Consider the following 26,381-nt stretch of genomic DNA (forward strand, 5'->3'; position numbering starts at 1 on the left):
GCGCCGTCGTCCCGCAAGAGGTAACGTACCGATAGGTATAAAACTCGGGAGAGCACGGAGGACGGCATGCCCGGCGGACGCCCACGCTCGTTCGACGCAGACGCCGCACTCGACCAGGCGCTGGAGGTGTTCTGGCGGCACGGATACGAGGGCACCTCGCTGACCGACCTGACCGCAGCGATGGGCATCAACAAGCCCAGCCTCTACGCCGCCTTCGGCAACAAAGAGGAACTGTTCGCCAAGGTGCTGGCCCGCTACCTCAACGGCCCCGGCGCCTACACCGCTGACGCGCTGGACGCGCCCACCGGCCGCGAGGTCGTCGAGCAGCTGATCCGTGGAGCCGCCAACCTGACCGCCGGCCAGAACACGCCCCATGGCTGTCTGTGCGTCAACACCGTTCACGCCTGCGGACCCGACGCGCACACCGCACGCCAGGACGCCATCGCGGTGCGCAAAGCCGGTGAGGCGGCGTTGCGCAGGCGGCTGGAGCGGGCCACCGATCTTCCGTCCCACTACGAACCGGCCGCCCTGGCCGCACTCGTCCACACGATCTCCGATGGCATCGCCGTCCAGGCGGCAGCCGGCCGCAGCCACGACGAACTGCGGCAGATCGGTGACTTGGCGCTGCATGCCCTGCTGGGCTGAAAGCCCCCAGGCCACTGCCGCTCGCATCCCCCCGGCCCTTACCAGGCGCGCAGACGATCAGCCCCGACGACAGGCCACCGCGGCGCCCTTAGCGGGACGTTCGTTCACCTACCACATCAGCTCCGGAACACCAGGGCCCCGGACGCGTCAGAACGAGAAGTCACGCCAGCGTCGATCCAGGCGCCGCCTACACGACTCGTCGTTCCGATACTGGTCGCCGCCCGCCCGGCTCCTGCGGCAAGACCCTCGGCCCGCCCCACCGGTCTCACCAGCCCTCGCCGTACTGATCCGCCCCCGCTCGGTCGTTTGGGGCTCATGACACGGTTCTTACCGCCATCGCTAGAAGCCCATGGCGATCACGGTAGGCACCTGATCCGGACGTCGAAAAACGATGGCGGTTGCCCGTTGTGGCCATCTGATTTCGTAGATGGGCATGGGCTCGTTGACTGATCGGCTGTGGATCGGATGACGAGGCTTCGCCGCTGGGGACAGTATGAGCTCGCGCGGCCGGCCGTGCGCGGCATGGGGACGGTGCTGGCCGCGGTGGGGCTGGCCGTCCTGGCGGTGGTGTACGCGATCGCGTTGTGGCGGATGCCGGACTGGATGCACCAGCACGATCCCAAGGACCGGCACAATGCGCGGCTGCTGGTGGTGTCGGCCGGCGGCGCCGTGGTGGTGGCGGTGTCGCTGCTGTACACCGCCCGCTCCTACCGGCTCAGCCACCGCGGTCAGGTCACCGACCGGTTCACCAAGGCGCTGGAGCGGCTCAGCTCCTCCGACATCGACGCGCGCCTGGGTGGCATCCACGCCCTGGCGCACGTCGCAGCCGACTCCCGTCCGCACCACGACGACGTGGTCGAGGTGCTGGAGGCCTTCCTGCGTCGCCGCGCGCCCAAAGCCCGCCGAGACGACGGCCCGACGTTGGGTGTGCGCCCTCACCTGCCTGCGCGTCCCGATTCCGATGTCCAGGCCGCGTTGACCGCGCTCGGCCGGCGACCCCGCCGTCCCGAGCGCCGCCGCCTCGACCTCAGTGGTCTTCACCTGGCTGGCGCCCGCCTGGCCGAGTCGGACCTGGGCCGTGTGAACCTACAGGACGCCGACCTGCAGAGGGCGGAGCTGTGGAAAGCGAATCTGCAAGGCGCGTGGCTGGATGGCACAGACCTGAGGGGCGCGGATTTGAGGAGGGCGGATCTGAGGATCACGCTTCTGGCGGCTGTGGACCTGGGGGGCGCGGATCTGAGGCGGGCGTCCCCCTGCACTACGCCATCATGGGGGCCTGGACCTGAGGGGCGTGGATCTTGAGGGCGCGCACCTGCGGAGTGCGTCCTTGCAGGACGTGAACCTGGTGGGCGTGAACCTGCAGGGCGCGGATCTTCGGGACACCGACCTTCGAAGCGCACGCCTCAGGGGAGCGAATCTGATGACCGCCGATCTTCGGGGCGCGAACCTGCACGGCGTGACCGGCCTGTCTGAGCAGGCGATCAGGTCAGTGGCCAGGGTGGACGAACACACCGAGTTCTGAGCTCTCCAGTGAACGATCCGTTGCGGCCGAATCCAGGCACGTGGTCTGGTGAACCCCTCCGCGCGGATGGGCGTCTGAGCAGCGCGGTCGAGACGGCGCCGGGCGGCGCGCACGGGCGTGTGCGGCGGCGGCTGGAGCCGGTACGCCAGCGCTGGGCAGAGGCTCGGGACCGACGCGAGGCCAAGCCGTTGCGGATACGGCCCTTGGCGGCCCGGCTTCTGGATGCTGATGGCCGCGGGAGCGGCGGCGGTGGCGATCTGGCTGACCACCGCGTGGCTGCTGGTGGTGTGGGCGAAAGTCGGCCCGGGTGCGCAGCACAAGGCGAAGCCGAAGCTGACGGGCACTTCCGAGAGCGCCCAGACCAAGTCCGACCACGGCACCTGCCGCCTTCTCTGATCCCGATATCACCGCGGGCGGGAGGGCCTCCACCCACGGAGCCCGCCCTGTCCGTCCGTTTTGATGTGTTACGGTCCGTGGTTTCGCCATGGAGGTGATCAAGTGAAGATCCGGCGCTCCCTCGCCATCGCCACCCCGTTGGTGGCTCTGGCGGCCGGTATCCCGGGGGTCGTGTACCTGGCCCCCGGACAGACACAGAACGCGGCGGGGACCTCGGCCACGGCGGCCGCCCCCGCTCTCGGCGACTTCGACCTCCGCCAAGGGTCGAACCGCAGCACCCCCCTCAAGGCCCTCGGCAAGAAGCTCGACAAGAGCGGCGTCACCGCGCTGATGAACGCGACGGGCCAGCGCAAGCTCGGTTCCGGAAGCTGCGCGAAGGCGGCCGGAGTCCCTGCCAAGTCGGTCGCCTACTGCTGGAACGCCGGGGACTCCAAGACCTCGAAGTGGATCCCGCAGGGCGTGTCGACCGTCTCGGACGCCGACTCCGACGAGACGTGGGGCAAGAGCGGCAAGCCGATCCTCGTCGCCTGGTACGCCGACCACGCCATCCGGCTCACGTTCGTGAACCCGGCCAAGCACAGCTACCGGCACGTCCTGCTCGTGTACCCGACGATGAAGGGCGGCAAGGCGACCTACACCGACATCGACGTCCACGCCGGCGGCATCGCCTGGTTCGGCAACAAGCTGTACGTCGCCGACACCCAGGCGGGCCTGCGCCAGTTCGACATGACGCAGATCTACGACCTCGGCAAGAGCAAGGCGGGCACCACCAAGAAGAAGGGGTGGGTCGGCCTGCACGGCAAGACGTACTACGGGCACGCGTACCGGTACGTGATGCCGCAGACGGGCAGCTGGCAGAACGCCAAGGGCAAGGCTCCCGCGTCCAAGTGCAAGGGCAGCGGGCCGCTCCGCACCTCGTGGGCGTCGGTGGACCGCACCGCGCGGCAGCGGCCAGAGCTCATCCTCGGCGAGTACTGCACGACCGCGAGCCCCAAGGGCCGCGTGGTCACCTACCCGCTCAAGGTCGGTACCGGCATCGTCGGGACCGGCGGCGTCGCGCACGCGAACTGGGCGGCGACGCTTCCGGACAAGAAGATCCAGGGCGGCGTCCGGTCGCACGACTGGTGGTGGTTCTCCCACAACGTCGACACCACGTCGGGCGCCAAGCGCGGGCAGTTGCTCACCACCGTCCGGAAGGGCGGCGGCTGGGGCAAGGTGACCCGGCAGACGGTCTCCTACGGTCCTGAGGACCTGTCGTGCTACCGGGGCCAGCGGCGCATCTGGACGGTCGCGGAGCACGCCGGCAAGCGGGCGCTGTGGGGAACGCTGGAAGACCCCTGCAACACCAACTGAGGTGATCCCTTCCCGCTCGCCCGCCCGGACGGACACCCAGGCGGGCAAGCGGGTTCACACGGCCTGTGTAATGGTCATTCGCCCGTTCCCGTGGGGCACGCGGAGGCGGCAGTGCGTCCTGGCCACCTGCAGGGCATGCCTTAAGACCTCTGGGCTGGCCGAAGCATCAGCAAACGACAGCACCTGACGGATCTCCCGCCGCTCGTCCAATGGGCGCGGCGGCGGGAGACCGTCTAGGCAGGAACGTCGATACGAACGTACCCAGGTCCCCGCGCCCGGTGACGCTGCAGGTCAGCGACTGGCTGCAGGCCGACTCGGCCCTCGACAACGAGGCCTCCTGCGATCCCGGCGACGACCAGGTCCCCGAGATGGTCCTGCGCATCCGTGAGACCGGATGGGCGCAATTGCCCGACTGGCCCACCGAACCCGCCGGATTCGCCGCCTGGCCCCGCTCGGGCCAGACCGTCACCGTCACACTGACCCCGCCCCAATGGGCCCTCACCCTCACCGCGCTGAACCGATAGGCGCACATGGCAGACCGCACCAGCTCCCGCGACGACCACGAGGATGCCCGCCGGCTACAGACGATCGCCACAGAGATCAGACAGCGGCTCGCCGCGCGCTGCTAGGCGGCTTACGCGCCGCGAGCATGCACGGTGCGAGCTGTGCAGCTGGCTGCGGTGATGACCGCAGGCGCCGGGAACTAAGGCGTCTTAGGGCGCGCGAATAGGGCGTCGTCCCAATGTGGGCCCCGGGGCCTTAGGGCGAACCTTGTACATGTCGGGCCAAGAGGGCCCGGCAGGAACAAGGAGCAGGACATGTACAGCACGGACATCAGCCGGGTCATCATCGCCGACCGCGTACGCGAGCGGCAGGCCGAGGCGCGCAACGCCCGTCGCGCCCGGCTCGCCAAGGCGCTCAAGCGCTGAAGCACGACCCGTGCTGACCGAACCGCACGACGACGACGAAGGGAGCCGACCATGATCAGCTACGAGTTCATGAAGATCGCCGGAGAGGACCGGGCGCGCAGGCTGCGGGCCGAGGCCCGGCAGGCGCGCCGCGCCCGGCTCGCCAAGGCGCTCAAGCGGTGAAGCCCGCACAGCGACCCGAGCCGCCAACGCCCCCGTCATCCGACGGGGGCGTTCTCTTTGAAGAGTCGGGATGCGGAGAAGAACGCGCGAGACCGTGCGCTAAGACGTCGTCTCATTTGAGGTGCTGGGACTCTGGGCTGTGTGGTGATGGTTGAACGCATGGTGCCGGACGAGTTGTGGGGCTGTTCCAGCGGGTGGTCACACCTGCTCCAACGCGGCCACAGGGCGGCGGCCGGCGCAAATACGGGAATCGCGAGGTGTTGGCCGCGATCACCTTCGTGGCCAAGATGGGCTGCACCTGGCGGCAGTTGCCGCCGGTCTTCGGTCCGTCGGGACCAACCGCTCACCGACGCTTCATCGAGTGGACCACCGCCCGGGTCTGGGCCGAACTGCACCGCCTCGTCTTCGACGAACCGGGCCTCGCGCCGAAATCCGGACTGGTCGCGCCGCGCTATCGACTCGATGAACATGCTGGCCCTGAAAGGAGGGACCTGACAGGCGCCCGAATCCTGTAGACAGAGGCAAGGAAGGCTCGGAGATCGGCTTGATCACCGACCGCACCGGATTACCCCTCTCGATCGCGATCTCCGGCGCGAACCTCCACGACAGCCAGGCACTCGAACCGCTCGTACGCGGCATCCCGCCGACCCGCTCCCGCCGCGGCCCGCGCAGACGACGACCCGCCAAGCCGCACGCAGACAGGGACGACTACCTGCGCCGATGGCTACGCACCGCCCGCACCGCCGCTACGAAGGCAAGGCCGAACACTCCCTGGCCCTCACCGCCATCGCCACTGCCGAGCTCGCGACCAAGCTGGCTCTGTCGCCCCAGACCGTTCGCCAGATGGCCAACGGACGGGTCAGATCTCCGCGCTGAAGACCGGTAACGACGTCCGGTACGCCGGGAAGCGGTCCGCGAGGTGCGGTGGCAGCCCCACCGTCAACCTGGGGACGGGTGCGGCGTGCGTCTTCTGGTGCAGGTCCCACATGCGGCGCTGGTAGCGGTTGACGAATGCGACGAGGCCGCGCATGCCGCTGTAGGTCGCGACCATGATCGGCACGAGCGCGGACCAGGGCAGGTCGCCGTCGGGGTAGAGGGGCCCATCGCCTGCGCTGGTCCCTATGGCGTCGTCGACACCGGGCCCGCGCCGGCGACTGCCGCCACCGCCGGCGCGAGGCCACACCATGAAGATCCACAACTGCGGATGAAGTATTAGTTGACCGACCTCAGAAGCAACCGACCGAAGTCAGCGCGGCTCAAGTAGGCCCCTCAGGCCGCCGTCAGTGCCGCCAGGGCGCGGTCCATCGCGGCGTTGAACTCTTCTGGCGCCAGCGGCAGCCGGGACTTGACGTCCCGGCTCCACTGGTCGGCGAGGACCTCGGCGGAGCCCGCCTCGACACCGTCGAGTGCCGCGTCGGCCAGATCCGACGGAGCGAGCTTGTCCACGGGCCAGCCCGCGGCCATGTCGGTGTCGGCCAGGCCGAGGTGCACTGCTGTCACGAGGGTGCCCTGCTCGGCGAGTTCCAGGCGGACGCCGTTCGTCATGGCCCAGGCGGCGGCCTTGGTCAGGTGGTAGGCGTTGGAGCCCTTGCCCCCGAACCACGACATGGCGGAGAGGACGTTGACGATCGCACCCCCGCCGTTCCCGGCGAGCGCCGGCGCGAACTCACGGATCATTCCCAGGTGCCCGAACACGTTGGTCTCCAGTTCGCGCCGTACCGCGTCCAGCGAACCGGTCACCAGGTCGGTCCCGGTCTGGATCCCGGCATTGTTGATGAGCAGTGAGACGTCCGGGGCGGCCTCGGCGGCGGCCTTCACGGATGCGGGCTCGGTGATATCGAGGGGCAGCACCTCGACCCCGGGCAGGTCCACGGTCTCCGGTCGGCGTGCCGTCGCGTAGACCTTGCGGGCGCCCCGTTCGAACAGGCGCTGCGCGAAGGCGCGGCCCAGGCCGCGGTTGGCTCCGGTGACGAGGGCGACTGAGTCGTTGATGTCCATGCCGGTACGCTAAAACCTAACGTTAACGTCAGGGGCAAGTGCTGGCCATCAGGTCCTTGGGGGAGGAATCACCATGACCGTCGGGCAGGCCGCGGGCGAGCGGCTGATTCGCATCGGCGAGGTGGCACGGGGTGCCGGCGTCTCAGTACGCGCCGTGCGCTACTACGAGGAGCAGGGGCTGCTCATCGCGGAGCGCAGCCCATCGGGCCAGCGCCTCTATCAGCAGGACGCCATCCCCCGGGTCCGTTTCTTCCAGCAGATGTTCGCCGCCGGCCTGACCAGCCGAAGGATCACGGAACTCCTTCCGTGCTGGGACTCCGGGCACACCGACGCCGAGCAACGAGCCATGCTGCGCGCCGAGCGCGATCGCATCCAGGCCAAGGTCGACGACCTGCAGGGTGCCCTGGACCGCCTCGACGAGGTCATCGCGATCACAGACACGCACCCGTAAGCGCGGTCGGTCGGACGTCGCACCAGTGATCTACGGCTGGAGTACTGAGCGCTCCTACCATCCTCGTTTTGCTTCCCGATAGGTGTCGCTCGCAACAGCGCCAGTGGCCGATGCCGCCCCTAACAGGTCGCCTATGCGTGCGGCGGTTTTCGCCTTGCCGCTGTCCTGGCACAGCTAGGTGCGGCCCCTCGCAACGGGCTCCGATTGGTGACCTGCTGCTCTTCGCCACCAACCCCTGTGCCCCGCTGACCATCGATCGCGTCGGCCCGACCCGTCCGGCAACCCACAGTGAGGGCCCGAACCAGCGACAACCCGGCCGGGCCGCCGTCGCGTCCGTCGGGTTCCTTCTCGCGGGTCGATCAGGCGCGGAGGGCGCCGATCAGGACATCGACGGCGGCGAGTGCGGGGGAGGCCGTCCGTAGCGGACGCCCTCACCCGCGCGGCGGCGGACCGAGTCGCGTGGTCATCGGTCGGCCGGGTCGAGGAGCCCGGTCACGAGCCGGCGCGCGTAGGCGGCGTCGAGCCCGTCCGGACGGAAGAGGATGCGGTACATCACCGGGGCGACGACGCGGTCGAGGACGGTCTCGGTCTCGGGCGCGCTCTCCCCTCGCTCGGCGGCGCGGGCGAGCACGACGTCGATCTGCTCGGCCGCGTAGGCCGAGCACTGGCCGGCGTTGCTGCCGTCCGGGTCGCCGAGCAGGGCGTCGCGGATGTAGGCGCGCCCCGTGGGGGAGGCCATCTCCTCGAGGAACTGCTCGGCCCAGGCCTCCAGATCGGTCCGCAGGTTGCCCGTCTCCTCCGGCGCCGTCTCGGGCCGCAGGCGCTCGACGGCCACGTCCGACAGCAGTTCCTGCAGGTCGCCCCAGCGGCGGTAGATGGTGGACGGGGTGACTCCGGCCCGGGTGGCCACCAGGGGGACGGTCAGCGCCTCCCGCCCCACCTCCGATTCGAGTTCACGTACGGCGGCGTGCACCGACGCCTGCACCCTGGCGCTGCGCCCACCGGGGCGCACCATCGGTTTCCGTCCCATGGAGCCAGCTTAAAGCAAAGATGTTGCTTCAAGGGTCTGGTCCCCGGCCGTTCCGGGTGGCCGGCCAGGAACCTGGTCACCGATCGTCACGCCGCGGCGAGCTCGCGCGCCGGCCGCGTCTGCTCGTAGGCGTGGCCCACCCGCAGCAGGACGGATTCTCCAAGGGGTCGGCCGAGCAACTGCATGCCGATCGGCAGGCCCGCCGCGTCATGGCCGACCGGTACCGAGAGCGAGGGGACCCCGGTGATGTTGGCCGGGGCGGAGAGGCGCACGTAGGCGTCGGAGACGCTCTCGACGGTGCCGTCGGGCCAGGTGAGCGCCGGCTGGTCGGCCTTCGCCGCGGTCGCCGGGACCGTCGGGGCGGCGATCACGTCGACGTCCGCCAGCAGGCCGGCCCAGGCCCGCCGCATGAGGGTGCGGGCGCGCTGGGCGCGCAGGTAGTCGCCGGCGGGCATGAGCTCGCCGGCTTCCAACAGGATGCGGACGTCCGCCTGGTACAGCTCGGGGACCGCGCGCAGGGTGCGCTCGTGGTAGGCGGTGGCCTCCGGGACCATCAGCCCCCACTGGGTGGCCTGGACGTAGCGGGTCATCGGGATCTCGACCTCGACGAGACGGGCGCCGAGGCTTTCGAGATGGTCGATGGCGTGCCGGACGGCGGTCTCGACCTCAGGGGCGACGTGGTCGAAGTAGTAGTTGCCCGGCACTCCGACGCGCAGCCCGGTCAGGTCCGTGTCCGCGCCCGGCCGGTGGTCCGCGGAGGGCGTGGCGAGGGACGCGGGGTCGCGGGGATCGTGGGCGGCCAGGGCGTCGAGGACCAGCGCGGCGTCCTCGACGGTGCGGGTGATCGGTCCGACGTGGTCCAGCGACCACGACAGCGAGGTGACGCCGTGGCGCGGGACGAGGCCGTAGGTCGGTTTGAGGCCGACGACCCCGTTGAGCGCGGCGGGCACGCGGATCGATCCGCCGGTGTCGGTGCCCAGGGCGAAGGTGGCGGCTCCCGCGGCGACGGCGACGGCGGACCCGCCGCTGGAGCCGCCGGCGACCCGGTCCCTGTCCCACGCGTTGCTGGTCTGCGGGGTAGTCAGCCCGTAGGCGAACTCGTGGGTGTGGGTCTTGCCGACCAGGATCGCTCCGGCCGCGGTCAGGCGGGCGGCGACCGTGCCGTCGGCCTCGGCGCGGTGCCCGGCGCGGACCCGGGAGCTGGCGGTGGTGGCCGCGCCGGCGACGTCGATCAGGTCTTTCAGGCCCATGGGGATGCCGTGCAGCGGGCCGCGCGGCCTGCCGGACGCGACCTCACGCTCGGCCTCGTGCGCCGCTCGGCGGGCCCGTTCCGCGGTGACGGTGACGTAGGCCCCCAGGCGCGGCTCCACCTCCTCGATGCGGTCGAGCACGGAGTCCACCAGCTCGACGGGGGACAGCTTCCGGGCGCGGATCGCGTCGGCCGCCGCGGTCAGGGACAGCTCATACGGCTGCATCGTGCTTCTCCTCTCCCGCGCGATAGGCGGCGGCCGGTGGGGTGTCGCCGAAGTCCAGGTCCCGCAGGACCGCGACGACGGAGTGGATGTGGTTCGCGGTGGCGGCCACCGGGGCGTGGCGGTCGGCCGGCAGCGGGAGGCCGGCACGGCCGGCCCAGCGGGCCGCCTCGGGCGGTGTGAGTTCATCGACGGACATGAGCGTTCCTCCAGGTCGGGACGGGGTGGCGGAGTGACTCCGCAGCAAAAGCTAAGCGTTTGCCTTAAGCGACACTAGGACCTAGGGTGACTTAAAGCAAATTTGTTGCGTTTAGTGGAGAGGAGTCCCATGCCAGGCGTCACATCGGGCGCCCCCGCGCCATGCCCCTACGCCACTGCCCCCCTCCGCACGGCGAACCGCACGGCGCCCGTCGTCCTCGACGCGTCGATCCTGGCCGCCCTCCTGGCGGCGTCCAGCGCGCCGACGCCCTTGTACTCCCTGTACCAAGACCAGTGGGGGCTGACAGCCCTGACCATCACGGTGGTCTTCAGCGCCTACTCTCTGGCGCTGCTGGCGGCCCTGATCACGGTCGGAGCGCTCTCCGACCACCTGGGACGGCGCCCCGTCCTGATGGGCGCCCTGCTCCTGGAAGCGGCCTCCATGCTGCTCCTGGCCTCGGCGGACGGCGCCGGTCAGTTGATCGCCGCCCGCGTCCTGCAGGGAGCGGCCACCGGCGCGGCCACCAGCGCCGCCGGCGCCGCCCTCCTCGATCTGGAGGATCCCCGCCGGCCGGGCCGGTCCGCCCTGACCAACGGCATCGCCCCGGTCGTCGGCATGGCCGCCGGCGTACTGGTCGCCACCCTCCTCGTGCGTTTCGCGCCCGCCCCCACGGCCACCGTGTACGTCCTGCTGGCGGCACTTTTCGGCGCCCAGGCGATCGCGGTGGCGTTCACCCGGGAGACGGCCTGCCCGCACGCCGGGGCCCTGCGCTCCCTGCGCCCCCGGCTCGCCGTGCCGCCACCAGCCCGCCGCGCACTGCTGACGGCCGGGACCGGAGTCGTCGCCATCTGGGCACTCGGCGGCTTCTACTCCTCCCTCGGCCCGGCGCTCGTACGGCTCGTGGCACCCGACGCCCCGCACGCCGTCGGCGGCATGGTGTTCTTCACCGTCAGCGCCGCCGCCGCTCTCACCGTGTGGACGCTGCGGCGGACGGCGCCGACCGCCGCCGCCACCGGCGGAAGCCTGACCGTCATCGCGTCCGCGGCCCTGAGCCTGCTCGGCCTGCACGGCGCCGGCCTGCCCGCCGTCTACGGCGGCGCGACCCTGGCCGGCGTCGCCTTCGGGGCCGTCTCCCAGGGCGCGCTGCATATGCTGCTCGCCTCGCTCCGCCAACGGGACCGTGCCGCGACCCTGGCCGCTTACTACGTCCTCAGTTACCTGTCCATGAGCTTGCCCGCCATCGCCGCGGGCGCCGCAACCCAGCACTTCGGACTGCGGACCGCCGCCCACGCCTACGCCATCGGCGCCGCCCTCCTCGCCGTCGCGGCGGTGTCGGCACTCACCGTGTCGCGGCGCAGGGCCATCTCCATCTCCACCGCCGCAGACGTCCACCGCTGAAGACCAAGGGAGTGACCATCATGAGTAGCTCATCCGCCGGCAAGACCACCACCATCCCCTCCTGGAACGTGGGAGATGTCACCGTCCACCGCATCGACGAGACTCTCCTGCCGCCCGCGACCGGACCCTGGCTGCTGCCCGACGCCACCCCGGACGTCGTCGACCGCCAGGACTGGCTGCGCCCCGACTTCGCCGACTCCGACGGCACCCTGCACATCGACAGCCACAGCTTCGCCCTCACCGTCAACGGACTGCGCATCGTCGTCGACACCGGCATCGGCAACGGTAAGACACGAGCCAACCCCGCCTGGCACGACCTGCGGACCGACTACCTCGAACGCCTCACGGCCGCCGGATTCGCCCCGCGAACGGTCGACCTGGTGATCCTCACCCACCTGCACACCGACCACGTCGGCTGGAACACACGGGAGGCGAACGGCGAGTGGGTCCCCACCTTCCCCAACGCCCGCTACCTCACCTCCCGCGTCGAGCGGGACTTCTGGGCCGGCTACGACATGGACGAGCCGCGCGAGCAGATGTTCCGCGACTCCGTGATCCCGATCGAGCAGGCGGGACTGCTCGACGCCATCGACGTCCCCGCCGAAGGCGTCGAGATCGTCCCCGGCCTGCACCTGGTCCCCACCCCCGGGCACACCCCCGGCCACATCGCCGTCCAGCTGACCCGCCAGAGCGCCACGGCGCTGATCACCGGCGACTGCATCCACCACCCGGTCCAGTTCGCCCACCCCGCGATCGGTTCGTGCGTCGACATCGACCCCGAACAGTCCGAGGCCACGCGCCGGCGGCTCCTCGCCTCGCTCGCCGGCAGCGGCACCCTCGTGCTGGGCACCCACTTCCCACCGCCCACCGCCGGCCACGTGATCACCCATGGTGACGCCTACCGGCTCTCCCACATCCCCGCGGCCTGACGAACATCGCCGCCCCAACGGCCGGACCGAGGCCGGAGCATTCTCTCTCCGCCCGGTGCGGCGGCGGCCTTCAGCAGGCGGTCCGGTCTCGAGAGGGACAGGCGACTTCCACCCCGGCTGCGCTGCCGTCCCCACCGGACGGCAGCGCGCTGCGCGACGAAATCCCGTCCGATGCTCCTCGATGGCCCATCGGTGAACCAGGTGACGACCGGACGGGCCGCGCTCGAAGCCACCACGGCGTTCCGCGCGGCGGGTCATGAGGCCGATGGCTGCCCAGCAGATCATGGCTTCGCTGGTGGTGGGGTGGCATTCGTAGTCGGCGGTCCAGGCGCCGGTGTGCGGTGGGCCAGGCAAGCGTCCGTTCGAGCCCACCTGCGACGCAGCACGGCGAAGCCCTTCTGATCGGCGGGTTTGCGGACGATGTGGATTGTGGTCTGGGCGGCCCGGTCGACCAGGCGTCCGGCGAACCCCGCGTCAGCGAACACGAACCTTGTGCCTGCCGAAAACTACGTCCGTGCAGATGAGAGGCGCAGGGGGTGGGTTGCGACGCGGGGCTTGATCAGTGGCAAGGGCAGGCTGCGGCGAGGTGGTTGCCGCGAGATGATGGGCGGCTTTGCTGTTGCGACTGGCCGCGGACCAGTCGCCGAGCAGCCTGAAGGCGTGGTTGTAGACCGAGCGGGCGTACTCGTCGAACAGCTGCCTGAAGGCGTCCGGGTCTCCGGCGCGGACCCGGGCGCGTGCATTGGTCTCCACATGCCAGGACTGTCCGCCCGCCCCCGCCGGGGTTCCCGCGGCGCGCCGACCGCTCAGTCACGATCGTCGCCTTCCCCCAGTCCCCGGGTCCCGGACGCGGCCACCGCGGCACATGTTGCCGGAGGACAACATGTGCTACTGCCAGGTCGGCTGATCGAGCCGTCTGAAAGGGGCGAGGGCCGGTTCGTCCGCGACCCCGCCCCGGCGAACGGTTCCTAAGAACCGGCCGCGCGCCGAAGGACGTGCCCGTGAGCACCACCCTGAGCCAGGGAGCAGGAGCGTTACGTCGTTCCCTCCTCCAGGGAACGAGGGCGCTGTCCCATCGCGGTCCGTGCAGAACACTTCGCAGTCATTCAGGTTCACCTGCCGCGTCGAGGCGGCCGGATTCCGCCATCCGTCGCTCCTTGCTGGCCGCGGTGGCTACCGTCCCGTCGTGGACCCGATCGCTGCTGCCAGCCTCGCCGTCTCCATCGTCGGCACCGCTCTCAGCACCACCATCAGCATTGCGGCCTGGCGGGCAGCGCACAGGTCGGCCACCGCCGGTCACACCGCCAGCCAAATCGAGCTCGACAGACGGCACGAGGAGCTGACCCCTCAGTTCACCCTCACCGCGCGGCGTGACACTTTCGGCAGTGTCAAGTTGTGGATCGAGTTGACGGCGCCTTCGGCCCTCGGTGGCTTGGACTACGTCTGCGCCAGCATTCGGGATGAGGGGCCCGCCCGCCCCTGGCGCCCTCGGCCACCGACCTTCGACGTCTACCGTTCACTGGAGTTCCAAGTGCGCGATCGGGACGAGGTCATCTTGGCGGACTATGTGTTCAACACAGGCCGCATCTCCTACTCGTTCGCCCTGCAAGTCGGGGAGAGCCAAGACATCTACATGGTCCGGACGAGCCCGCCTGTCGGATGGAGAAGCACCGCAGAAGAGTGGCGACTTGATCGAGCCAGGCATCCCTTGGTGGTGGAGCTGGAGTGCTACAAGGGGGGTTGGGCGCCCTGGACGGTGGCAGTCACGGTGACCTTCCCGGACGAGGAACCCCAGGGCTGAGAGTGATGGGGGAGGCTCTCGGGCTCCGCGGCGCCGTGGCAGGGGAACGCCCTGGTCAGGGGCGAATCGGCCGGTGAGCAGCTCGGGCGCCGGCGGCGACGTCGGCGCCGTCCTCGTCGAGGCCGCGGCGATCGGCTACCTGGTCGGGTTGCCGGCCACTCGAGCCGAACGCAGTGCCAGGGCTGATCCGGTCCACACGACATGTGGTGCCGACACCGGCCGGGGCCAGACCCAACCGGGGGCCTCTGCCGCCCTGATCTCCAAAGGATCGATCGTCAAGGCGACCAGTACCGCCGGGTGGCAGGCCGACGCGTGGGACTGCTACGACCGGGTGTCCGAGCTGCGGTTCGCCACCCAGTGGATCTCCAACGCCTGCAGCCGCGCCCGGCTGTTGTTTCTCCAGGCCGGTCGGCGGGATCTCGGGGGTGCGGCTGATGATCAACGTGCCGCGCTGCCCAGCCTTCCTGCCGTCGGACGAACCCGAGGGCCAGGCATTAAGCGATGGTGTCCCCGGCATCGCCCTGCTTGAATGCCGGCGTGGCGTTGGGTACGGGGCAGCTCTTGGCGGAGCACGACGGCACGCTGCGAAATCACGATCGAAAGCCTCCGCGACTTGGCACCGTCGTAGAGCGGATCGGCCCGCTGAACCTTACGCACTACGGCACCCACTGCGTCGTTGACCAACCGCCCGCTGAAGGTGGAGGACTCGGCTTCGGTCGTGCGGCTTGTCCAGCAGGTGCAGGCATCCGCAGCCGCATGTGCGGAACCTGTGGAGTGGCGTGTGTTCCACCACGACGCAGCGGCGTCGCACCTGAGCATGGCGCTCGACGCGGCCGGCTTCGCCGCAGGTTGGGAGCGCAGTGTCTTGGTCGGTGAGGTCGCCGAGCTCGATTTCCCCGAGCCGGAGCCGGTATGGGAGACCAGATCGGTCCGGTGGGATGAACCGCAGGCGCAGCAGGCACTCGACCTTGCGGCACGAACCGGCCCGCACAGGTTCCCCTTGGCGACCTGGCACGCAATGGGCTCCATCCCGTACTGGGACGTCGAGGTTCGTGTGCTGACCCACCGCGGAACGGTCATCGCAGCCTGCTGGCTAGAGAACGTCTCCGACACCGCCTACGCCGTCATCGGAGGGCTGACCGCAGCTCGCCCCGAACTCCTGGCTCGGCTACCGCTGTGGCGGTTCCGGCCGCCGCCCAAACAGTTCCTGGCCGCCGACGCCGACGGGCAGGTGCGTGACGTTCTGCTCGCCATCGGATTTCGTGAAATCACGACCGTACGAGCCCACCACTGGACCCCGCCCGGTGAACCCGCGGCGACCCCGCCCGCAAGGCACTCGCTCTACAACGGCGAGGACGGGCAGATCCCGCGCCGCTGCGAAGCCCGCGTCGGCTTCGACTATGACAGCGGCAGAGGACGCTATCGCGCGCCAGTCGACTCGCGCCGCTGGTTCTACGGCCTGTTGGGCGGCCGCAACGACCCGGTGATCGCAGCCGCCGAAAGTGTTATCGAACGCGGTCTGCGCGCCTGCGTCCGAACCGGCGAATGGGTGTACGTGTACCGGCCCTACCTCAACGGATGGGAGTTCGACCCGCACCGCGTCGGCGGCCCCGGACAGCCGTCCTGGCCGGGAAGCGCCATCGCTGATGATGAGTTTCAGTTCCTCGCCACGGCGGACGCCCGCCTGGGCACGTTCGCCCACTACGCGGAACAAACCCTTGTTGTCTTCGGAGAAGACCTCCTCGCACAGGTCGCGGACGACCTGGACCGACTACTCGGCGGTGAGACCTGGAGTTTCGGTTCGCAGACCTCCCACCCGGCTTAGGTTCCAATGACCTAGGTCAAACCACTATCGAACCATCCCTCGACGACCACGGCTTCTCCCACCAGTTCGACCTGGACGTCCGCAAAGTCCGGGATTTGGCCACGCTGGCGTTGGTGTCGGGTTCAGCGTCTACTTCACCACGCTGGACGACATGGTCCGCCGACTCAAGGCCGCCGACACCATCGGCTGGCTCGCCACCAAATTGCGCGTCTATCTCCGCCCGCACGTCCTGGTGGTCGACGGGGTCGGCTACCTGCCACTGGCCCACGACGAAGCCGACCTGGTCTTCCAGATGACTTCCAAAAGGTAAGAGAAGGGGCGATCCCCTTGACCAGCAACAAGGCCTTCTCTGAATGGGGAGGCGTATTCGGCGACGAGGTCCTGGCCACTGCCATCCTCGACCGGCTCGTGCACCACTGCGAGGTCATCGCCATCAACGGCCCAGTTACCGCCTCAAGAACCGCCTCGGTGCCGTCAACACCGAGACCGCCGCGTGACATCCGGCAGGCGAGCCCGTCGGCACCCACGGCAGGTTCGACCGGCGCCGGCTGGAGGCTCTTCAGCCTCCGCCGATTTCAGCGCGATACCGGGCCTCGGCCCAGCACGCGCGCGGATGCGGTCCAGAAGTGGCAACCTTCCTGCGGCGGTGGCGCCCGCCAAGGTCATACGGTGCCTGACGTACGTCCGTGGTGTCGGTTGGCTGCGGTCGTTGCCGTCAAGGTTGCCGTCACTGATCGACCCGCCGACGTCGTTCTTTCAACCGCTGGACGTGCCGCTCGTGCTGCGCGGCGCAGCGCCGCTGGGCACGGTCGATGCGCAACGTTTGCGGGGCGGCCGCCAACTCGTCCAGACTCCGACGATAACTGCTTGCCGCGCCGTCACCTGAATGCGAACCACCGGCGACCTGGGTCTTCGCGGTCCTGCCTAGGCCGTGACGCGCGCCGGTGGAAGGTCGCGTAAGTCGTTGTGTGCCACTGTTGCCGTACTTCTCTGCTGTACGACACCCGCTCGGATCCAACCGCGCTGTCGGCTTGGGAGTCATTCCGATCTCGGCCGTTATGATCGCTGACCTGGTCTTGACCCATGCCGCACGTTGCTGTGAATGACGCACTCGACGACGCTCTGATGGAGTCGACCCGGGCTGTACAAGACCGTGCGGATCAAACCGCGCGGACCGTGTAAGAACCTGTCTGGTGCAGAGCCAGCCGCCAGCGAGTACATGGCCGGGTATGGCACCACTCGGATCCACGGCGTGATCGGCCACGCACCACCCGCCGGGAAGGAAGCCTTCTACCTGATCCGGCTAAACGCTACGCCACAGCCGACGAGCTGGCAAGATCAACAAGGTGCGGCGGAATATGATCATTTGCGCGGTGGCAGTAGTAGCGGCTTTTATCCTGCTGCTGACGCTTGTAACAGCAACGTGGTGGAAGTTCTTCTACGAGCCGCCCATCGGCGGTCCGATCGCCGAGGCGTTCACGAAGACACCCCCGGTCCGCCCTACCGACTCGTTGACGGACTCGGCGCTGTTCTCGCACGCTCCCGATCCGTGCAAGCTACTGCAGTCGTTGGGCGATTTCACCGATCCGGTCAAACACGACGGGGGGTGCGAGCATGTCAGAGAGGTGGGGGAGGGGTATAAGACCTACGAGGTGAGGGCCACTGCGTTTCCCAGGTCGACGGACGCTGGGGCGGTGGCCGAAGCCGTTCGTAGGTACGATGCGTTGGTCCGCCAGGCCCACGGCCCGGCGTTCAGCGAGAATGACGCGAAGTTCAAGCACTTCTTCAGTGCGCTGACCGGTCCTGGCGAGCAGGCGTTCGCCAGGTACACGTACATGCAGTCCAACCTGCACGGCTACCTGCACTACTCCGGGGCCGAGGTGGTTTTCAGAGTACGCAACCTTCTGGTGGAGGTACGGGTGCAGTCGCCCGACGACAAGCGGAGTCGGCAGCTCAACCTGGTCTATGCCGCCGCACGCAAGATCGCGGCAACGCTGAAGCCCTGAGACGGCCGTTTCGACGACGATCCGCCGTCCTGCCTCAGGTCGCTCCGGGACACTGATGACCCGGCGGTCGGGGATTGCCTCTCCATACCTGCCTCTAGCTGCTGCTCCACCTGGGCATCGCGCCCAACGTCGTCCACGACATCGTCAAGCACGGCGACATCGAGGTGGCGATGACGATCTACGCGCACACGTCCCTCGACGACAAGCGGGCGGCGCCGCGAAAGCTGGCGACGACTGTGCGCGGCCTCCGGGGTCGCCGGTCGAAACCTCGCCTCCGGACGAGGCGGACGCACGGCGAAGGAGGCGGTGTGAGTTCAGCGAGGCCGCGCGGGCCGTACGCCAAGACGGCCGCCCGGCGGGCCGACATCGTCCGCGCCGCGCGCGACGGCTTCGCCGAGTACGGTTTCGCCCGGTCCTCGCTCCGCGACATCGCCGAGCGGGCGGACATCACCCACACCGGCCTGCTGCAACATTTCCGTCACCGACCAGATCACCACCAGTGCCGTCTCCTCCACCCGCAATAACGGGGACCGGCGCTTCTTCCAGCCCTACCTCATCGACCGGTACGGCGACCGCGGCGCCTACCAGGGCCAGCACGTCAACGCCGCCGGCGACGGCGGCCCGGGCGCGATCAACGACCCGAACTGGAACGGCAGGGCCGGCTGTTCAGGCTCCGGTGAGTCCCACAGGTCTGTCTACGTCGGTCGCGCCGGGTGGAGCTCCGGTTGTCCGGCTGGCCGGTATACGTGCACGCCGACGCCTCTTGCGTCGGTGTGGGAGCTGATGACCTCGAGCGCGGCGGCGGGGCCGTCGTCTGGGAACAGCCGCATGCCCTGTCCGAGGAGCACGGGAACGACCAGCAGGGTCAGTTCGTCGATGAGGCCGGCGGCGAGCAGCGAGCGGATCAGGGTCGCGCTTCCGTGCACCTGGATTTCGCCCGATGACGATTCCTTCAGTTCCTTGATCGCCGCGGTCGCGTCCCCGGGCAGCAGGGTGAGGGGTCCCCACGACGGTTGCTGGAGACTGTTGGATGCGACGTACTTCTGCGACTCGTTGAGCGCGACCCCGATGGGGTGCGCCCGCATTTCCGGCCGGGTGCCCCAGGTTTCGGCGAACATCTCGTAGGTGCGCCGCCCGAACAGGAACGCATCCGCTCGCTGATAGGTGGCGGTGATCATCTCGCCGGTGTCATCGGCGAATGCTCCGAGCGCCCAGCCGTCGCGGGTGAATCCGCTCGCCAGTTCCTCGGGAGTCGCGTGACCGTTGCCCTGCATCACACCGTCCACGGTGATCTGCGTCATCGTCGTCAATCTCATGTGCCCATCGTGGGCGCACCGGGCGTGTCGTGGCAACCATGCGTGCCGAAACGGCAACAGCGTGGCCGCAACTGACCGGCCTTTTCGGGATGGCATGGAGATGGGTTGATCCTGTCCGTCCGGAAGACCATGCTGTTTTAGCAACATCGTGAGACCGAAGGGCAAGAGGTCGAGCATGGGGGACGATCTGTCCGCGGTCGGTCCCCGGTTGCGGGCGATCCGGGAGTCGCGGCGCATGACCATCAGGTCGGTGTCGGATGCCACGGGCATCTCGGTCAGCACGCTCTCTCGGCTCGAGTCGGGGAACAGGCGCCCGCAGCTTGTCCGGGACGGCGTCATCACGATGCCGCTGTCCAGCGGTTCCGGGGCGTAGGAGGCCTTCAAGCAGGTGCATCCGCCGGCGCCGGAGAAGCCGATCAGGCAATGGGTCCACCCGGGATGGGACTGGATCTACGTGATCGGACAGATGCGGCTCCTTATCGGCGAGGAGGAACTGATCGTCGCCGCCGGCGACGCCGTCGAATTCGACACGCGCGTGCCGCACGGCTTCGGCAACCCCGGGCCCGAGGTCCTCGAAGTGCTGTGCCTGTTCAACCCCGACGGAGCGAAATGCACGGCCGGGCAGTCGAGGTAGAAGGGGCACCGGACGACGCGGGCTGAATGTCCGGTCGTGCAGGTTCGGTTGCTGCTCACAGGCCGAATACGACACGGTCGAATACAGCAGGACACCAGGACGCCCGACCCGGATTACCGGCGCCGGGCCCCACTAGGGCGCGGTAACGGGAGTCTTTTCCATTTCCTGTCCCGGCGCCGCTCGCGCGCCGCGTCGCCGAACTGCGCGCGTTGCTGGACGAAGTCGAGGCCGTCACGCTCGACCTCGACCAGGAGTCCACCTAGAGTTTCGGGAGTTTTGGGAGGCGCCCACACACACGCGCGACGTACGTGTGGGCGCCTCCTTTTGATGGCCTACGCGTGAGCAGGCAGTACGCTCCCCGCCGTGCGCTGAGAGGGCGTGGTCTCGTGCCCGCCGCTGGACCGGTCGGGGTCCGGGCGGGACATGCAGCCCGCCTATCTCCTGGAGTGGGTCTGGCAGGAACGGACCCGCGAGTGGCGCGGGATCGTCAGCTATCCACGTGTGGCCGTTGAGCCGCCGACGGCGCAACGGGTCCCGGCCGAGGTCCGCGGCAGGTCGAGTCCCATCCGCCGCCAGGCCGCCGATTCCGGCCCCGGCCACGATCACGCGAGGATCTTGCTTTCGCTCCATCGTGCATCTCTCGTGTCGGAGCCCGGGCGTGCTCGCGAGGGTCCGGTCGATCCGGTGGAGGGCCTCGTGCGCGGCGCGCGGCCGCCGGGTGCGCGTCGGATCGGGCCCGGCGGCCGGGGCGGCGATGGCGCTCAGCAGGTCACGTCCCCACCTGGAGTCCTTGGCGCCAGCTGGGGTGGGACGGAGTCCAGCCCAGTTCGCGCTTGGCCTTGGCGTTGGACGCGCCGCGCAGTTCGGTCATGAGCACGACGCCGGCGGGTCCGGCGGCCAGCCGTCCGATGAACCGGGGCACGCGCATCGGCTTCTTGGCGCCGAGCATCGCGGCCAATTCCGGCAGCCACTGGGCGACCCGGGCGGGGTCGTCATCGACGATGTTGTAGACACCGCGGCCGCCGTTCTCCACCGCCGCCACCGTGGCGTCGGCGGCGTCGGCGATGTGGACGAACGACCACACCCCGCCGCCGTCGCCGACGACCGGGAACTTGCGCTTGCGGATCATCTCCAGCTGCTCCGAGCCCGGCGCCATGGACGTGCCGGGTCCGTAGAACGCGCCGTAGCGCAGCACGATCCCCTCGATCCCGTCGGCGCCCAGCACGGCCTTCTCCATGTACTCGACCGCGGCGATCATCGACGCCATCTGGGCGACCGGTGAGCGGTCCAGGGGGTCCTCTTCGGTCTTGACCGGGCCGCCGGTCCGGGCGTAGGTGAACGCGCCGTTGCTCTGGGCGATGAACCGTCGTACTCCGGTGTCGCGCGCGGCGGCGAGCAGGTTGTCGGTGCCCTCGATCCGCAGCCGGTCGGTGGCGGCGAAGCTGCGTTCGAAGTGGCGGGTGTCGATATGCCCGATGGCGGTCAGCTGGTTGACGATCACCTCCGGGTCCGCCTCCCGGACGGCCTTCCCGACCTGGGCGCTGTCGAGCGCGTCGGCGATGACCGGCACCGCGCCCATCCGCGTGACCGCGTCCTTGCCGGATTCACTGCGGACCATGGCGAACACCTCGTGCCCCGCGTCGACCAGACGCGGCAGCAGCTCCTTGCCCATCGCTCCGGTCGCTCCTGCCACCAGCACTCTCATCATCGGCTCCTTCGCTGTCCGGTTCGGGTTCGCCACTTGAACCGGATGGCCCGCCGATTGCCGACAGGAGTCAGGTGTGAACCACGTCACACCACCAGCAGCGGTCGGCCATGGTCGGCTGCCGCCCACTGCTCGGTCGCGCGTTCGAGCTTGTCAGGGTTCGCCTGGGTCCTGCAGGCGGTGATGCCCTCGGCGGTGACCTCCAGGCACATGATGGCGACGACCCGGCCCTCCACGACGGCCACCACGGCGGGTTCGCCGTTGGCGGCCCAGGCGTAGATCTCGGACGAGCCGCCGACGATGGCGCGCTTGGCCTCGGCGGGCTTGAACAGGGCCCGCATGAACTGCGCGACCGCGGCGGCCCCCTCGAACGCCCTGGTGCGGGCCGGGACCTTCCCACCGCCATCGCCGACCGAGACGGCGTCCTTGGTGAGCAGGCGTACGAGCTCACCGGTCTGGCCGCTGGTCGCGGCCGCGAGGAACTCCTCGACGACCCGGAAGGCGGCGGCCTCGTCGACCTCCCGGCGGGCCTTGCCGTGCGCGACGTGCTTCTTGGCACGGTGAAAGATCTGCTGGCTGGCGGCCTCGGTGATGTCGAGGATCTCGGCGATCTCCCGGTGCGGGTAGTCGAACGCCTCCCGCAGCACGTAGACGGCCCGTTCGCTCGGGGACAGGCGCTCCATGAGGGTGAGGACCGCGTACGACACCGATTCGCGCTGCTCGGCGGTGTCGGCCGGGCCGAGCATCGGGTCCCCCGCGAGCAGCGGCTCGGGGAGCCACCGGCCGACATAGGTCTCGCGGCGGGCCCGGGCGGAGGCGAGCTGGTTGAGGCACAGGTTGGTGAGCACCTTCGTCAACCAGGCCTCCGGAACCTCGACGCGGTCGACATCGGCGGCCTGCCAGCGCAGGAACGTCTCCTGAACGACGTCCTGCGCCTCGTAGGCGGAGCCGAGGAGGCGGTAGGCGATGGCCTCCAGACGGGGCCTCGCCATCTCGAAGCGGTCGACGTCCTGCACCGTCAGAGGCATGACCTGATCCTAATCGTCCGCGGCGCCTCCACCAGGTGGCGGTCCTGCCCATCGCTCAAGGCGATCCGCCTGGTGACCACGATGCTCCTCGCTCGGCTCATCGCCATGGCGCCGAGTTGGACAGGCGTCAGCCCAGTGCTTTGCGCGGCAGCGCCGTCAGCCGGTCCTGCTCGTCGGACGAGAGCCGGGAGACCGCCGTGCGGGCGAAAGCGAAGGCCGCCGCGAACCGCTGGCTGATCTCGTCTCCTCGGGGGTTCGCGCGACGAGCCGTGCGCGGCGGTCCTGGAGGTTCGGCCGGCAGACCGCGAGGCCGAGCGTTTCGAGACGCACGACGATCTGGGTGATGTTGGACGCGTCGCAGCCGAGCTCCTCGGCCAGGATTGCCCATGCCGCGCGGCTCGTCGAGCCGCCCGGGCCGGCTGATGCGGGTGCGCAGACAGGGCGGCGAGTCGCTCGGCGCTGACGGTATATCCGGCTGGCTGTGTTTAACAAGTGAGGTGACCTGCGGCGGTAACGTCTTCGGCGGTGGCGACCACTTTTGGTTGTGAGACGAAAAGAACGGAAACCGGCTACGGGACGGCCCCGGGACGGACGTCATACAGCCGATCCCGACCCGAAGCTGTGCGGCACCGACTCGAGCGCTTTCACCGCTTTCTACCTCCGCCATGTCGATGGCGTACTGCTTTTCGTGGTACGTCGCGTAGCCGACCCGCACCTGGCCGCGGACCCTCACGGCTGACGTCTTTGTCGCGGTCATCGAGTCCGCGCATTCCTACCGCGGAGACGCGTCTCTCTGGGGCCACCCATGACCGGCCAAGGCGAGGCGTTCGGCCCGCTGTGCTGCCAGGTCGCGGATGCGTGTTCGGTTGCGGGCGTATGCGGCGGACGACGTGTCATCGCCGGCTGGGCGGGGCGATGATGGCGGTCATGACGGGGCGCATAGTGATTTTGACCGGCGCACTCACCGCCGCGACCTCTGCCGTAGGACTGATCGTGTACTTCGCGGTGAAGGGCTTGCACTGGGGCGACACCGTCGGCGTGATCGGCGCCGTCGTCGGCCATCGCCGTTCTGGTCCTGGCGGTGTACGGGACCGTGTTGGCCCGCCGCCCCTCACCCTCGGCTGAGTCGGCGGACAGTCCGACGGGGGAGCAGTCGGTGCGGATCGGTGAAGGCCACCAACACTGGCATCGTCTCCACCGGCGATGGTGCGACCAACACCCAGATCAAGGGCACCGCATTTGGACAGGGCCGGGTGTATCAGGCCGGCTGCGATCAGCGCATCAACGACGACCAGTGAGCAGCCGACCGAGCCCGATGACGCCGGCGTACCCACTGACGTCCGGATGGAGGCGACCGCCTCCGGTGGCGGCAGGGTGTACCAAGCGGCCCGCGACCAGTACATCGGCGAGCGGACCATGAGGGTGCGCCCGCCTGAGCAGGTGAGCGCTTCGCCTGGCCTGGCCAATGTCCCGGCGCACGCGCGCTTGTTCGTCGGGCGCGGCAGCGAACTGGAGCAGCTGGACGCCGCGCTGGGAGCTGCGGATCCGGTGGTGGTGGCCGTCGTGCACGGGCTGGGCGGGGTCGGTAAGCTAGCCTGGTCGCCCACTACGCCGCCGCTCATACCCAGACCGCCGGGCCCGCGTCCGGCACCGGGTGTTTCATCCGGTGTGGTGGATTACCGCCGACAGCGGCGAGGCCGTGCAGCGCCTTGGCCGCCCGGGCGGCCGCGCTGTAGCCCGAGATCAAAGCGGTCATGAGGCTGGAGGAGCCGGCCGAGTGGGCGCTGACCTGGCTGGGCTGTCATCCGGGGTGGCTGGCGGTGCTGGACAACGTCACCGACCCGGCACACATCGCTGCACTGCTGGACCGCACGGGCAAGGGCCGGGTGCTCGTCACCAGCCGCCTCGGCCAGGGCTGGCATCGGTTCGAGGCTCGGGTGCTGGGTGGCTGAGCCTGGGTCGCTGCCGCTGGCGATCGAGCAGGCGGCCGCCTACTTGTAGCAGAACCAACTGTCCCTCGCCAATACCTGCGCTACCTGTCCGACTCCCCGGCGACGATGTACGACCTGCCCGCCGAGGCAGCCACACTGACAGCGGCACCGGCAGTGACACGCGGACCATCGCGCGGATCTGGTGGATCACCCTGGACCAGCTCACCGACAGTACCCCGCTGGCCGTCGAGCTGCTGCGGATCTTGGCCTGGTACGCCCCCGAAGCCATCCCCGCACCCTGCTCGACAACATGAACGACCTCCACGGGCACAAGCCGCTCGCCGCGCCGTTCCCGCAGGACGCGCTCGGCAAACTCGCCGCCTACAACGTGATCATCCCGACCCCGGAAGGCATCACTGTGCACCGGCTGGTGCAGGCCCTGGCCCGCACCCCCGATGATGATGATCGGCGTCGCCGGGCCGAGGACATCGCCGCCGCGCGTGGCACCGCTACCCGGCTGCTGGACAACACCCGCCCGCAGTCCTATGACGATCCGGCCGGGTGGTCGCAGTGGCGCGGGCTGCTGCCGCACATCGATGCCTTGGTCGACCACGCACCAGCCGGCACCGACACCGACGCGACCGTCCGGCTGCTCTGTGACACCGCTCTGTTCCTGTCCGATCAAGGCGCCCACCCCCGCGCACTCACTTATGTGCAGCGCTGCCTGATCTCCGCCCAGCGGCTCCACCACCTCGACCACACGTTCGTGCTCAACACCCGTGCCGGTCTTGCCTACGTCCTTCGCCGCGCGGGAGACCTGCAGCGAGCAATTCCGCTGCTGGAACACAACCTGGCCGAGGAAGAACGCGTGCTGGGCGCCGACCACCCCCACACCCTGCAATCCCGCAACAACCTCGCCAGCGCCTGCCAGGAGGCGGGCGACCTGGGCGAGCGATCCCACTCTTCGAGCAGACCCTCACCGACACCGAGCGCGTGCTGGGTACCGGCCACCCGACAACTGAAGTCGTACGGGCCAACCTCGAAGTTGCCACACAGCGGCAAGGCAGGCACTGACCGGACCGACCAGCCTGTCTCAAAGGGATCCTTTTCGACGCGCCAACCTCGGGAGAATTCTGATCGAACCAAACGACTACTGGTATGTATCATCCGTTCGTAACCGTTGCATGTTGATCCAGAGTTATTGCACATAGCTACTTTATGGTTGGTGACACGGGCTCGATTGGAGGGCCTGGAAGACCCGTCGATCCCATGAAGAAATAGCAACTCGTCGCTAGTGTTTCGCTCGAAAAGTTTCTTTCTGTTTGAGAGACTGGAGTATGCGAACCGCTGCCCCTCTGGCATTACGTGATGGAGATGTGGCCGAGCTGCGTCGGCTGGAGTCGGCGCGCAGCGTCTCGGCGGGCCTGGCCCGGCGAGCGCGGATCGTACTGCTGGCGGCCCAGGGGCTGGCGCACACCGAGGTGGCCGAGCGGACCGGCACCTCGGTGCCGACGGTCCGGCACTGGCGCGACCGGTACACCTCGGGCGGGATCGCGGCGCTGACCGATGCCGCCCGGCCGGGGCGTCCGCGCAGCGTGGACGAGGTGGAGATCGTGGTGCGCACGCTGGAACCGCCTCCCGCCAGGTTGGG

At 69.3% G+C, this 26,381-nt stretch carries 30 protein-coding genes and 2 pseudogenes; 23 read left to right on the forward strand and 9 right to left on the reverse strand.

All coding sequences use genetic code 11. The features are described from left to right. Positions 1-66 precede the first annotated feature (66 nt). From amrb99_RS03470 to amrb99_RS03500, 7 genes and pseudogenes are all read left to right on the forward strand, one after another. A complete protein-coding gene (locus amrb99_RS03470; protein ID WP_190852093.1) occupies positions 67-645 on the forward strand; it encodes a TetR/AcrR family transcriptional regulator in 579 nt (192 codons plus the stop codon). A 522-nt stretch (positions 646-1,167) separates the two neighbouring features. After that, entirely contained in the window at positions 1,168-1,947 is a 780-nt protein-coding gene (locus amrb99_RS03475) for a pentapeptide repeat-containing protein (RefSeq protein ID WP_190852096.1), read from the forward strand. A 34-nt stretch (positions 1,948-1,981) separates the two neighbouring features. Then, positions 1,982-2,167, forward strand: coding sequence for a pentapeptide repeat-containing protein (locus amrb99_RS03480; protein ID WP_347256516.1), 186 nt, complete (start codon positions 1,982-1,984; stop codon positions 2,165-2,167). Positions 2,168-2,416: 249 nt separating this feature from the next. Continuing rightward, positions 2,417-2,563 (forward strand): hypothetical protein, encoded by a 147-nt coding sequence (locus tag amrb99_RS03485; RefSeq protein ID WP_190852098.1) that lies wholly within the window; start codon positions 2,417-2,419, stop codon positions 2,561-2,563. Positions 2,564-2,665: 102 nt separating this feature from the next. Then, positions 2,666-3,916, forward strand: coding sequence for a hypothetical protein (locus tag amrb99_RS03490; RefSeq protein WP_190852101.1), 1,251 nt, complete (start codon positions 2,666-2,668; stop codon positions 3,914-3,916). 278 nt (positions 3,917-4,194) lie between these two features. After that, positions 4,195-4,440: a hypothetical protein gene (locus amrb99_RS03495; protein WP_190852103.1), complete on the forward strand. Its 246-nt coding sequence runs from the start codon at positions 4,195-4,197 to the stop codon at positions 4,438-4,440. Between the two features lie 708 nt (positions 4,441-5,148). After that, positions 5,149-5,883 (forward strand): annotated as a pseudogene (locus amrb99_RS03500) (IS5 family transposase). Here amrb99_RS03500 and amrb99_RS03505 read toward each other — a convergent pair. Beyond that, complete coding sequence (locus amrb99_RS03505) at positions 5,867-6,193, reverse strand: hypothetical protein (RefSeq protein WP_190852105.1); 327 nt, start codon at positions 6,191-6,193, stop codon at positions 5,867-5,869. The pseudogene amrb99_RS03500 and the gene amrb99_RS03505 overlap by 17 nt on opposite strands. Positions 6,194-6,276: 83 nt before the next feature. After that, positions 6,277-7,005: an SDR family oxidoreductase gene (locus amrb99_RS03510; RefSeq protein WP_190852107.1), complete on the reverse strand. Its 729-nt coding sequence runs from the start codon at positions 7,003-7,005 to the stop codon at positions 6,277-6,279. 73 nt (positions 7,006-7,078) lie between these two features. Here amrb99_RS03510 and amrb99_RS03515 point away from each other — a divergent pair, with 73 nt between their 5' ends. After that, positions 7,079-7,456, forward strand: a complete 378-nt coding sequence (locus tag amrb99_RS03515; RefSeq protein WP_190852109.1) for a MerR family transcriptional regulator — start codon at positions 7,079-7,081, stop codon at positions 7,454-7,456. Between the two features lie 463 nt (positions 7,457-7,919). Here amrb99_RS03515 and amrb99_RS03520 read toward each other — a convergent pair whose 3' ends face one another. The 3 genes from amrb99_RS03520 to amrb99_RS03530 all read right to left on the reverse strand — a co-directional run bounded on the left by amrb99_RS03520 (position 7,920) and on the right by amrb99_RS03530 (position 10,157). Beyond that, on the reverse strand, positions 7,920-8,486 hold the full coding sequence (locus amrb99_RS03520; protein WP_190852110.1) for a TetR/AcrR family transcriptional regulator: 567 nt from the start codon (positions 8,484-8,486) through the stop codon (positions 7,920-7,922). Positions 8,487-8,572: 86 nt separating this feature from the next. Beyond that, positions 8,573-9,961: an amidase gene (locus amrb99_RS03525; protein WP_190852112.1), complete on the reverse strand. Its 1,389-nt coding sequence runs from the start codon at positions 9,959-9,961 to the stop codon at positions 8,573-8,575. Next, positions 9,948-10,157, reverse strand: coding sequence for a hypothetical protein (locus amrb99_RS03530; protein WP_190852114.1), 210 nt, complete (start codon positions 10,155-10,157; stop codon positions 9,948-9,950). Before amrb99_RS03530 ends, amrb99_RS03525 begins: the two co-directional genes overlap by 14 nt. 129 nt (positions 10,158-10,286) lie before the next feature. Between amrb99_RS03530 and amrb99_RS03535 the strand changes: the two genes are divergently transcribed. Next, on the forward strand, positions 10,287-11,555 hold the full coding sequence (locus amrb99_RS03535; protein ID WP_190852116.1) for an MFS transporter: 1,269 nt from the start codon (positions 10,287-10,289) through the stop codon (positions 11,553-11,555). Positions 11,556-11,575: 20 nt separating this feature from the next. Next, entirely contained in the window at positions 11,576-12,484 is a 909-nt protein-coding gene (locus amrb99_RS03540) for an MBL fold metallo-hydrolase (RefSeq protein WP_190852118.1), read from the forward strand. Between the two features lie 288 nt (positions 12,485-12,772). On the opposite strand, the pseudogene amrb99_RS50560 reads toward amrb99_RS03540, so the two are convergent. Then, positions 12,773-12,975 (reverse strand): annotated as a pseudogene (locus tag amrb99_RS50560) (IS5/IS1182 family transposase); the annotation flags it as partial. Between the two features lie 695 nt (positions 12,976-13,670). On the opposite strand from amrb99_RS50560, the gene amrb99_RS03545 reads away from it, so the two are divergent. The 6 genes from amrb99_RS03545 to amrb99_RS52960 all read left to right on the forward strand — a co-directional run bounded on the left by amrb99_RS03545 (position 13,671) and on the right by amrb99_RS52960 (position 18,640). Beyond that, a complete protein-coding gene (locus tag amrb99_RS03545; RefSeq protein ID WP_190852120.1) occupies positions 13,671-14,285 on the forward strand; it encodes a hypothetical protein in 615 nt (204 codons plus the stop codon). Positions 14,286-14,358: 73 nt separating this feature from the next. Beyond that, complete coding sequence (locus amrb99_RS03550; RefSeq protein ID WP_190852122.1) at positions 14,359-14,814, forward strand: hypothetical protein; 456 nt, start codon at positions 14,359-14,361, stop codon at positions 14,812-14,814. Positions 14,815-14,961: 147 nt separating this feature from the next. Beyond that, positions 14,962-16,110 (forward strand): DUF2716 domain-containing protein, encoded by a 1,149-nt coding sequence (locus amrb99_RS03555; RefSeq protein WP_190852124.1) that lies wholly within the window; start codon positions 14,962-14,964, stop codon positions 16,108-16,110. 151 nt (positions 16,111-16,261) lie between these two features. Further along, positions 16,262-16,420, forward strand: a complete 159-nt coding sequence (locus amrb99_RS49815; RefSeq protein WP_241755180.1) for an ATP-binding protein — start codon at positions 16,262-16,264, stop codon at positions 16,418-16,420. A gap of 1,063 nt (positions 16,421-17,483) precedes the next feature. After that, complete coding sequence (locus amrb99_RS03565; protein ID WP_190852126.1) at positions 17,484-18,116, forward strand: hypothetical protein; 633 nt, start codon at positions 17,484-17,486, stop codon at positions 18,114-18,116. A 308-nt stretch (positions 18,117-18,424) separates the two neighbouring features. Further along, the gene (locus tag amrb99_RS52960) at positions 18,425-18,640 is read left to right on the forward strand and encodes a helix-turn-helix domain-containing protein (RefSeq protein ID WP_190852128.1); all 216 of its coding nucleotides are present in this window, start codon (positions 18,425-18,427) and stop codon (positions 18,638-18,640) included. Between the two features lie 171 nt (positions 18,641-18,811). On the opposite strand, the gene amrb99_RS03575 is transcribed toward amrb99_RS52960, so the two are convergent. Beyond that, positions 18,812-19,702 carry a dihydrofolate reductase family protein gene (locus amrb99_RS03575; RefSeq protein WP_347256512.1) on the reverse strand — a complete coding sequence of 297 codons (891 nt, stop codon included), beginning with the start codon at positions 19,700-19,702 and terminating at the stop codon, positions 18,812-18,814. On the opposite strand from amrb99_RS03575, the gene amrb99_RS50570 reads away from it, so the two are divergent. Both amrb99_RS50570 and amrb99_RS50575 read left to right on the forward strand, forming a co-directional pair. Next, positions 19,668-19,805, forward strand: coding sequence for a helix-turn-helix transcriptional regulator (locus amrb99_RS50570; RefSeq protein ID WP_241755217.1), 138 nt, complete (start codon positions 19,668-19,670; stop codon positions 19,803-19,805). The two genes, amrb99_RS03575 and amrb99_RS50570, sit on opposite strands and share 35 nt — an antisense overlap. Positions 19,806-19,820: 15 nt before the next feature. Beyond that, a complete protein-coding gene (locus tag amrb99_RS50575; RefSeq protein WP_347256513.1) occupies positions 19,821-20,066 on the forward strand; it encodes a cupin domain-containing protein in 246 nt (81 codons plus the stop codon). 769 nt (positions 20,067-20,835) lie between these two features. Here amrb99_RS50575 and amrb99_RS03585 read toward each other — a convergent pair. Next, positions 20,836-21,771: an NAD(P)-dependent oxidoreductase gene (locus amrb99_RS03585; RefSeq protein ID WP_190852132.1), complete on the reverse strand. Its 936-nt coding sequence runs from the start codon at positions 21,769-21,771 to the stop codon at positions 20,836-20,838. Between the two features lie 86 nt (positions 21,772-21,857). Continuing rightward, positions 21,858-22,799, reverse strand: coding sequence for an RNA polymerase sigma factor SigJ (gene sigJ / locus amrb99_RS03590; RefSeq protein ID WP_190852134.1), 942 nt, complete (start codon positions 22,797-22,799; stop codon positions 21,858-21,860). Positions 22,800-23,726: 927 nt separating this feature from the next. Between sigJ and amrb99_RS03595 the strand changes: the two genes are divergently transcribed. The 5 genes from amrb99_RS03595 to amrb99_RS03610 form a co-directional block, all read left to right on the forward strand. Next, the gene (locus amrb99_RS03595) at positions 23,727-23,924 is read left to right on the forward strand and encodes a hypothetical protein (RefSeq protein ID WP_190852136.1); all 198 of its coding nucleotides are present in this window, start codon (positions 23,727-23,729) and stop codon (positions 23,922-23,924) included. Between the two features lie 41 nt (positions 23,925-23,965). Further along, entirely contained in the window at positions 23,966-24,097 is a 132-nt protein-coding gene (locus amrb99_RS52210) for a hypothetical protein (RefSeq protein ID WP_277819816.1), read from the forward strand. Positions 24,098-24,553: 456 nt separating this feature from the next. After that, positions 24,554-24,751: a hypothetical protein gene (locus amrb99_RS03600; RefSeq protein WP_190852138.1), complete on the forward strand. Its 198-nt coding sequence runs from the start codon at positions 24,554-24,556 to the stop codon at positions 24,749-24,751. A 289-nt stretch (positions 24,752-25,040) separates the two neighbouring features. Then, positions 25,041-25,907 (forward strand): tetratricopeptide repeat protein, encoded by an 867-nt coding sequence (locus tag amrb99_RS03605; RefSeq protein ID WP_190852140.1) that lies wholly within the window; start codon positions 25,041-25,043, stop codon positions 25,905-25,907. A 199-nt stretch (positions 25,908-26,106) separates the two neighbouring features. Then, the coding region (locus amrb99_RS03610; protein ID WP_190852142.1) for a helix-turn-helix domain-containing protein at positions 26,107-26,381 on the forward strand (275 nt) is incomplete at its 3' end.

The sequence above is a fragment of the Actinomadura sp. RB99 genome (assembly GCF_014706005.1).
GTDB lineage: Bacteria > Actinomycetota > Actinomycetes > Streptosporangiales > Streptosporangiaceae > Spirillospora.

What these genes read in the sequence shown, in the direction of transcription:
- amrb99_RS03470 (WP_190852093.1), top strand. Translation starts at nt 67, where the DNA reads ATGCCCGGCGGACGCCCACGCTCGTTCGACGCAGACGCCGCACTCGAC.
- amrb99_RS03475 (WP_190852096.1), top strand. Translation starts at nt 1,168, where the DNA reads ATGGGGACGGTGCTGGCCGCGGTGGGGCTGGCCGTCCTGGCGGTGGTG.
- amrb99_RS03505 (WP_190852105.1), bottom strand. Translation starts at nt 6,193, where the DNA reads ATGGTGTGGCCTCGCGCCGGCGGTGGCGGCAGTCGCCGGCGCGGGCCC.
- amrb99_RS03510 (WP_190852107.1), bottom strand. Translation starts at nt 7,005, where the DNA reads ATGGACATCAACGACTCAGTCGCCCTCGTCACCGGAGCCAACCGCGGC.
- amrb99_RS03515 (WP_190852109.1), top strand. Translation starts at nt 7,079, where the DNA reads ATGACCGTCGGGCAGGCCGCGGGCGAGCGGCTGATTCGCATCGGCGAG.
- amrb99_RS03520 (WP_190852110.1), bottom strand. Translation starts at nt 8,486, where the DNA reads ATGGGACGGAAACCGATGGTGCGCCCCGGTGGGCGCAGCGCCAGGGTG.
- amrb99_RS03525 (WP_190852112.1), bottom strand. Translation starts at nt 9,961, where the DNA reads ATGCAGCCGTATGAGCTGTCCCTGACCGCGGCGGCCGACGCGATCCGC.
- amrb99_RS03530 (WP_190852114.1), bottom strand. Translation starts at nt 10,157, where the DNA reads ATGTCCGTCGATGAACTCACACCGCCCGAGGCGGCCCGCTGGGCCGGC.
- amrb99_RS03535 (WP_190852116.1), top strand. Translation starts at nt 10,287, where the DNA reads ATGCCAGGCGTCACATCGGGCGCCCCCGCGCCATGCCCCTACGCCACT.
- amrb99_RS03540 (WP_190852118.1), top strand. Translation starts at nt 11,576, where the DNA reads ATGAGTAGCTCATCCGCCGGCAAGACCACCACCATCCCCTCCTGGAAC.
- amrb99_RS49815 (WP_241755180.1), top strand. Translation starts at nt 16,262, where the DNA reads ATGGTCCGCCGACTCAAGGCCGCCGACACCATCGGCTGGCTCGCCACC.
- amrb99_RS50570 (WP_241755217.1), top strand. Translation starts at nt 19,668, where the DNA reads ATGACCATCAGGTCGGTGTCGGATGCCACGGGCATCTCGGTCAGCACG.
- amrb99_RS03575 (WP_347256512.1), bottom strand. Translation starts at nt 19,702, where the DNA reads ATGCCCGTGGCATCCGACACCGACCTGATGGTCATGCGCCGCGACTCC.
- amrb99_RS03585 (WP_190852132.1), bottom strand. Translation starts at nt 21,771, where the DNA reads ATGAGAGTGCTGGTGGCAGGAGCGACCGGAGCGATGGGCAAGGAGCTG.
- sigJ (WP_190852134.1), bottom strand. Translation starts at nt 22,799, where the DNA reads ATGCCTCTGACGGTGCAGGACGTCGACCGCTTCGAGATGGCGAGGCCC.
- amrb99_RS03595 (WP_190852136.1), top strand. Translation starts at nt 23,727, where the DNA reads ATGACGGGGCGCATAGTGATTTTGACCGGCGCACTCACCGCCGCGACC.
- amrb99_RS03600 (WP_190852138.1), top strand. Translation starts at nt 24,554, where the DNA reads ATGAGGCTGGAGGAGCCGGCCGAGTGGGCGCTGACCTGGCTGGGCTGT.
- amrb99_RS03605 (WP_190852140.1), top strand. Translation starts at nt 25,041, where the DNA reads ATGAACGACCTCCACGGGCACAAGCCGCTCGCCGCGCCGTTCCCGCAG.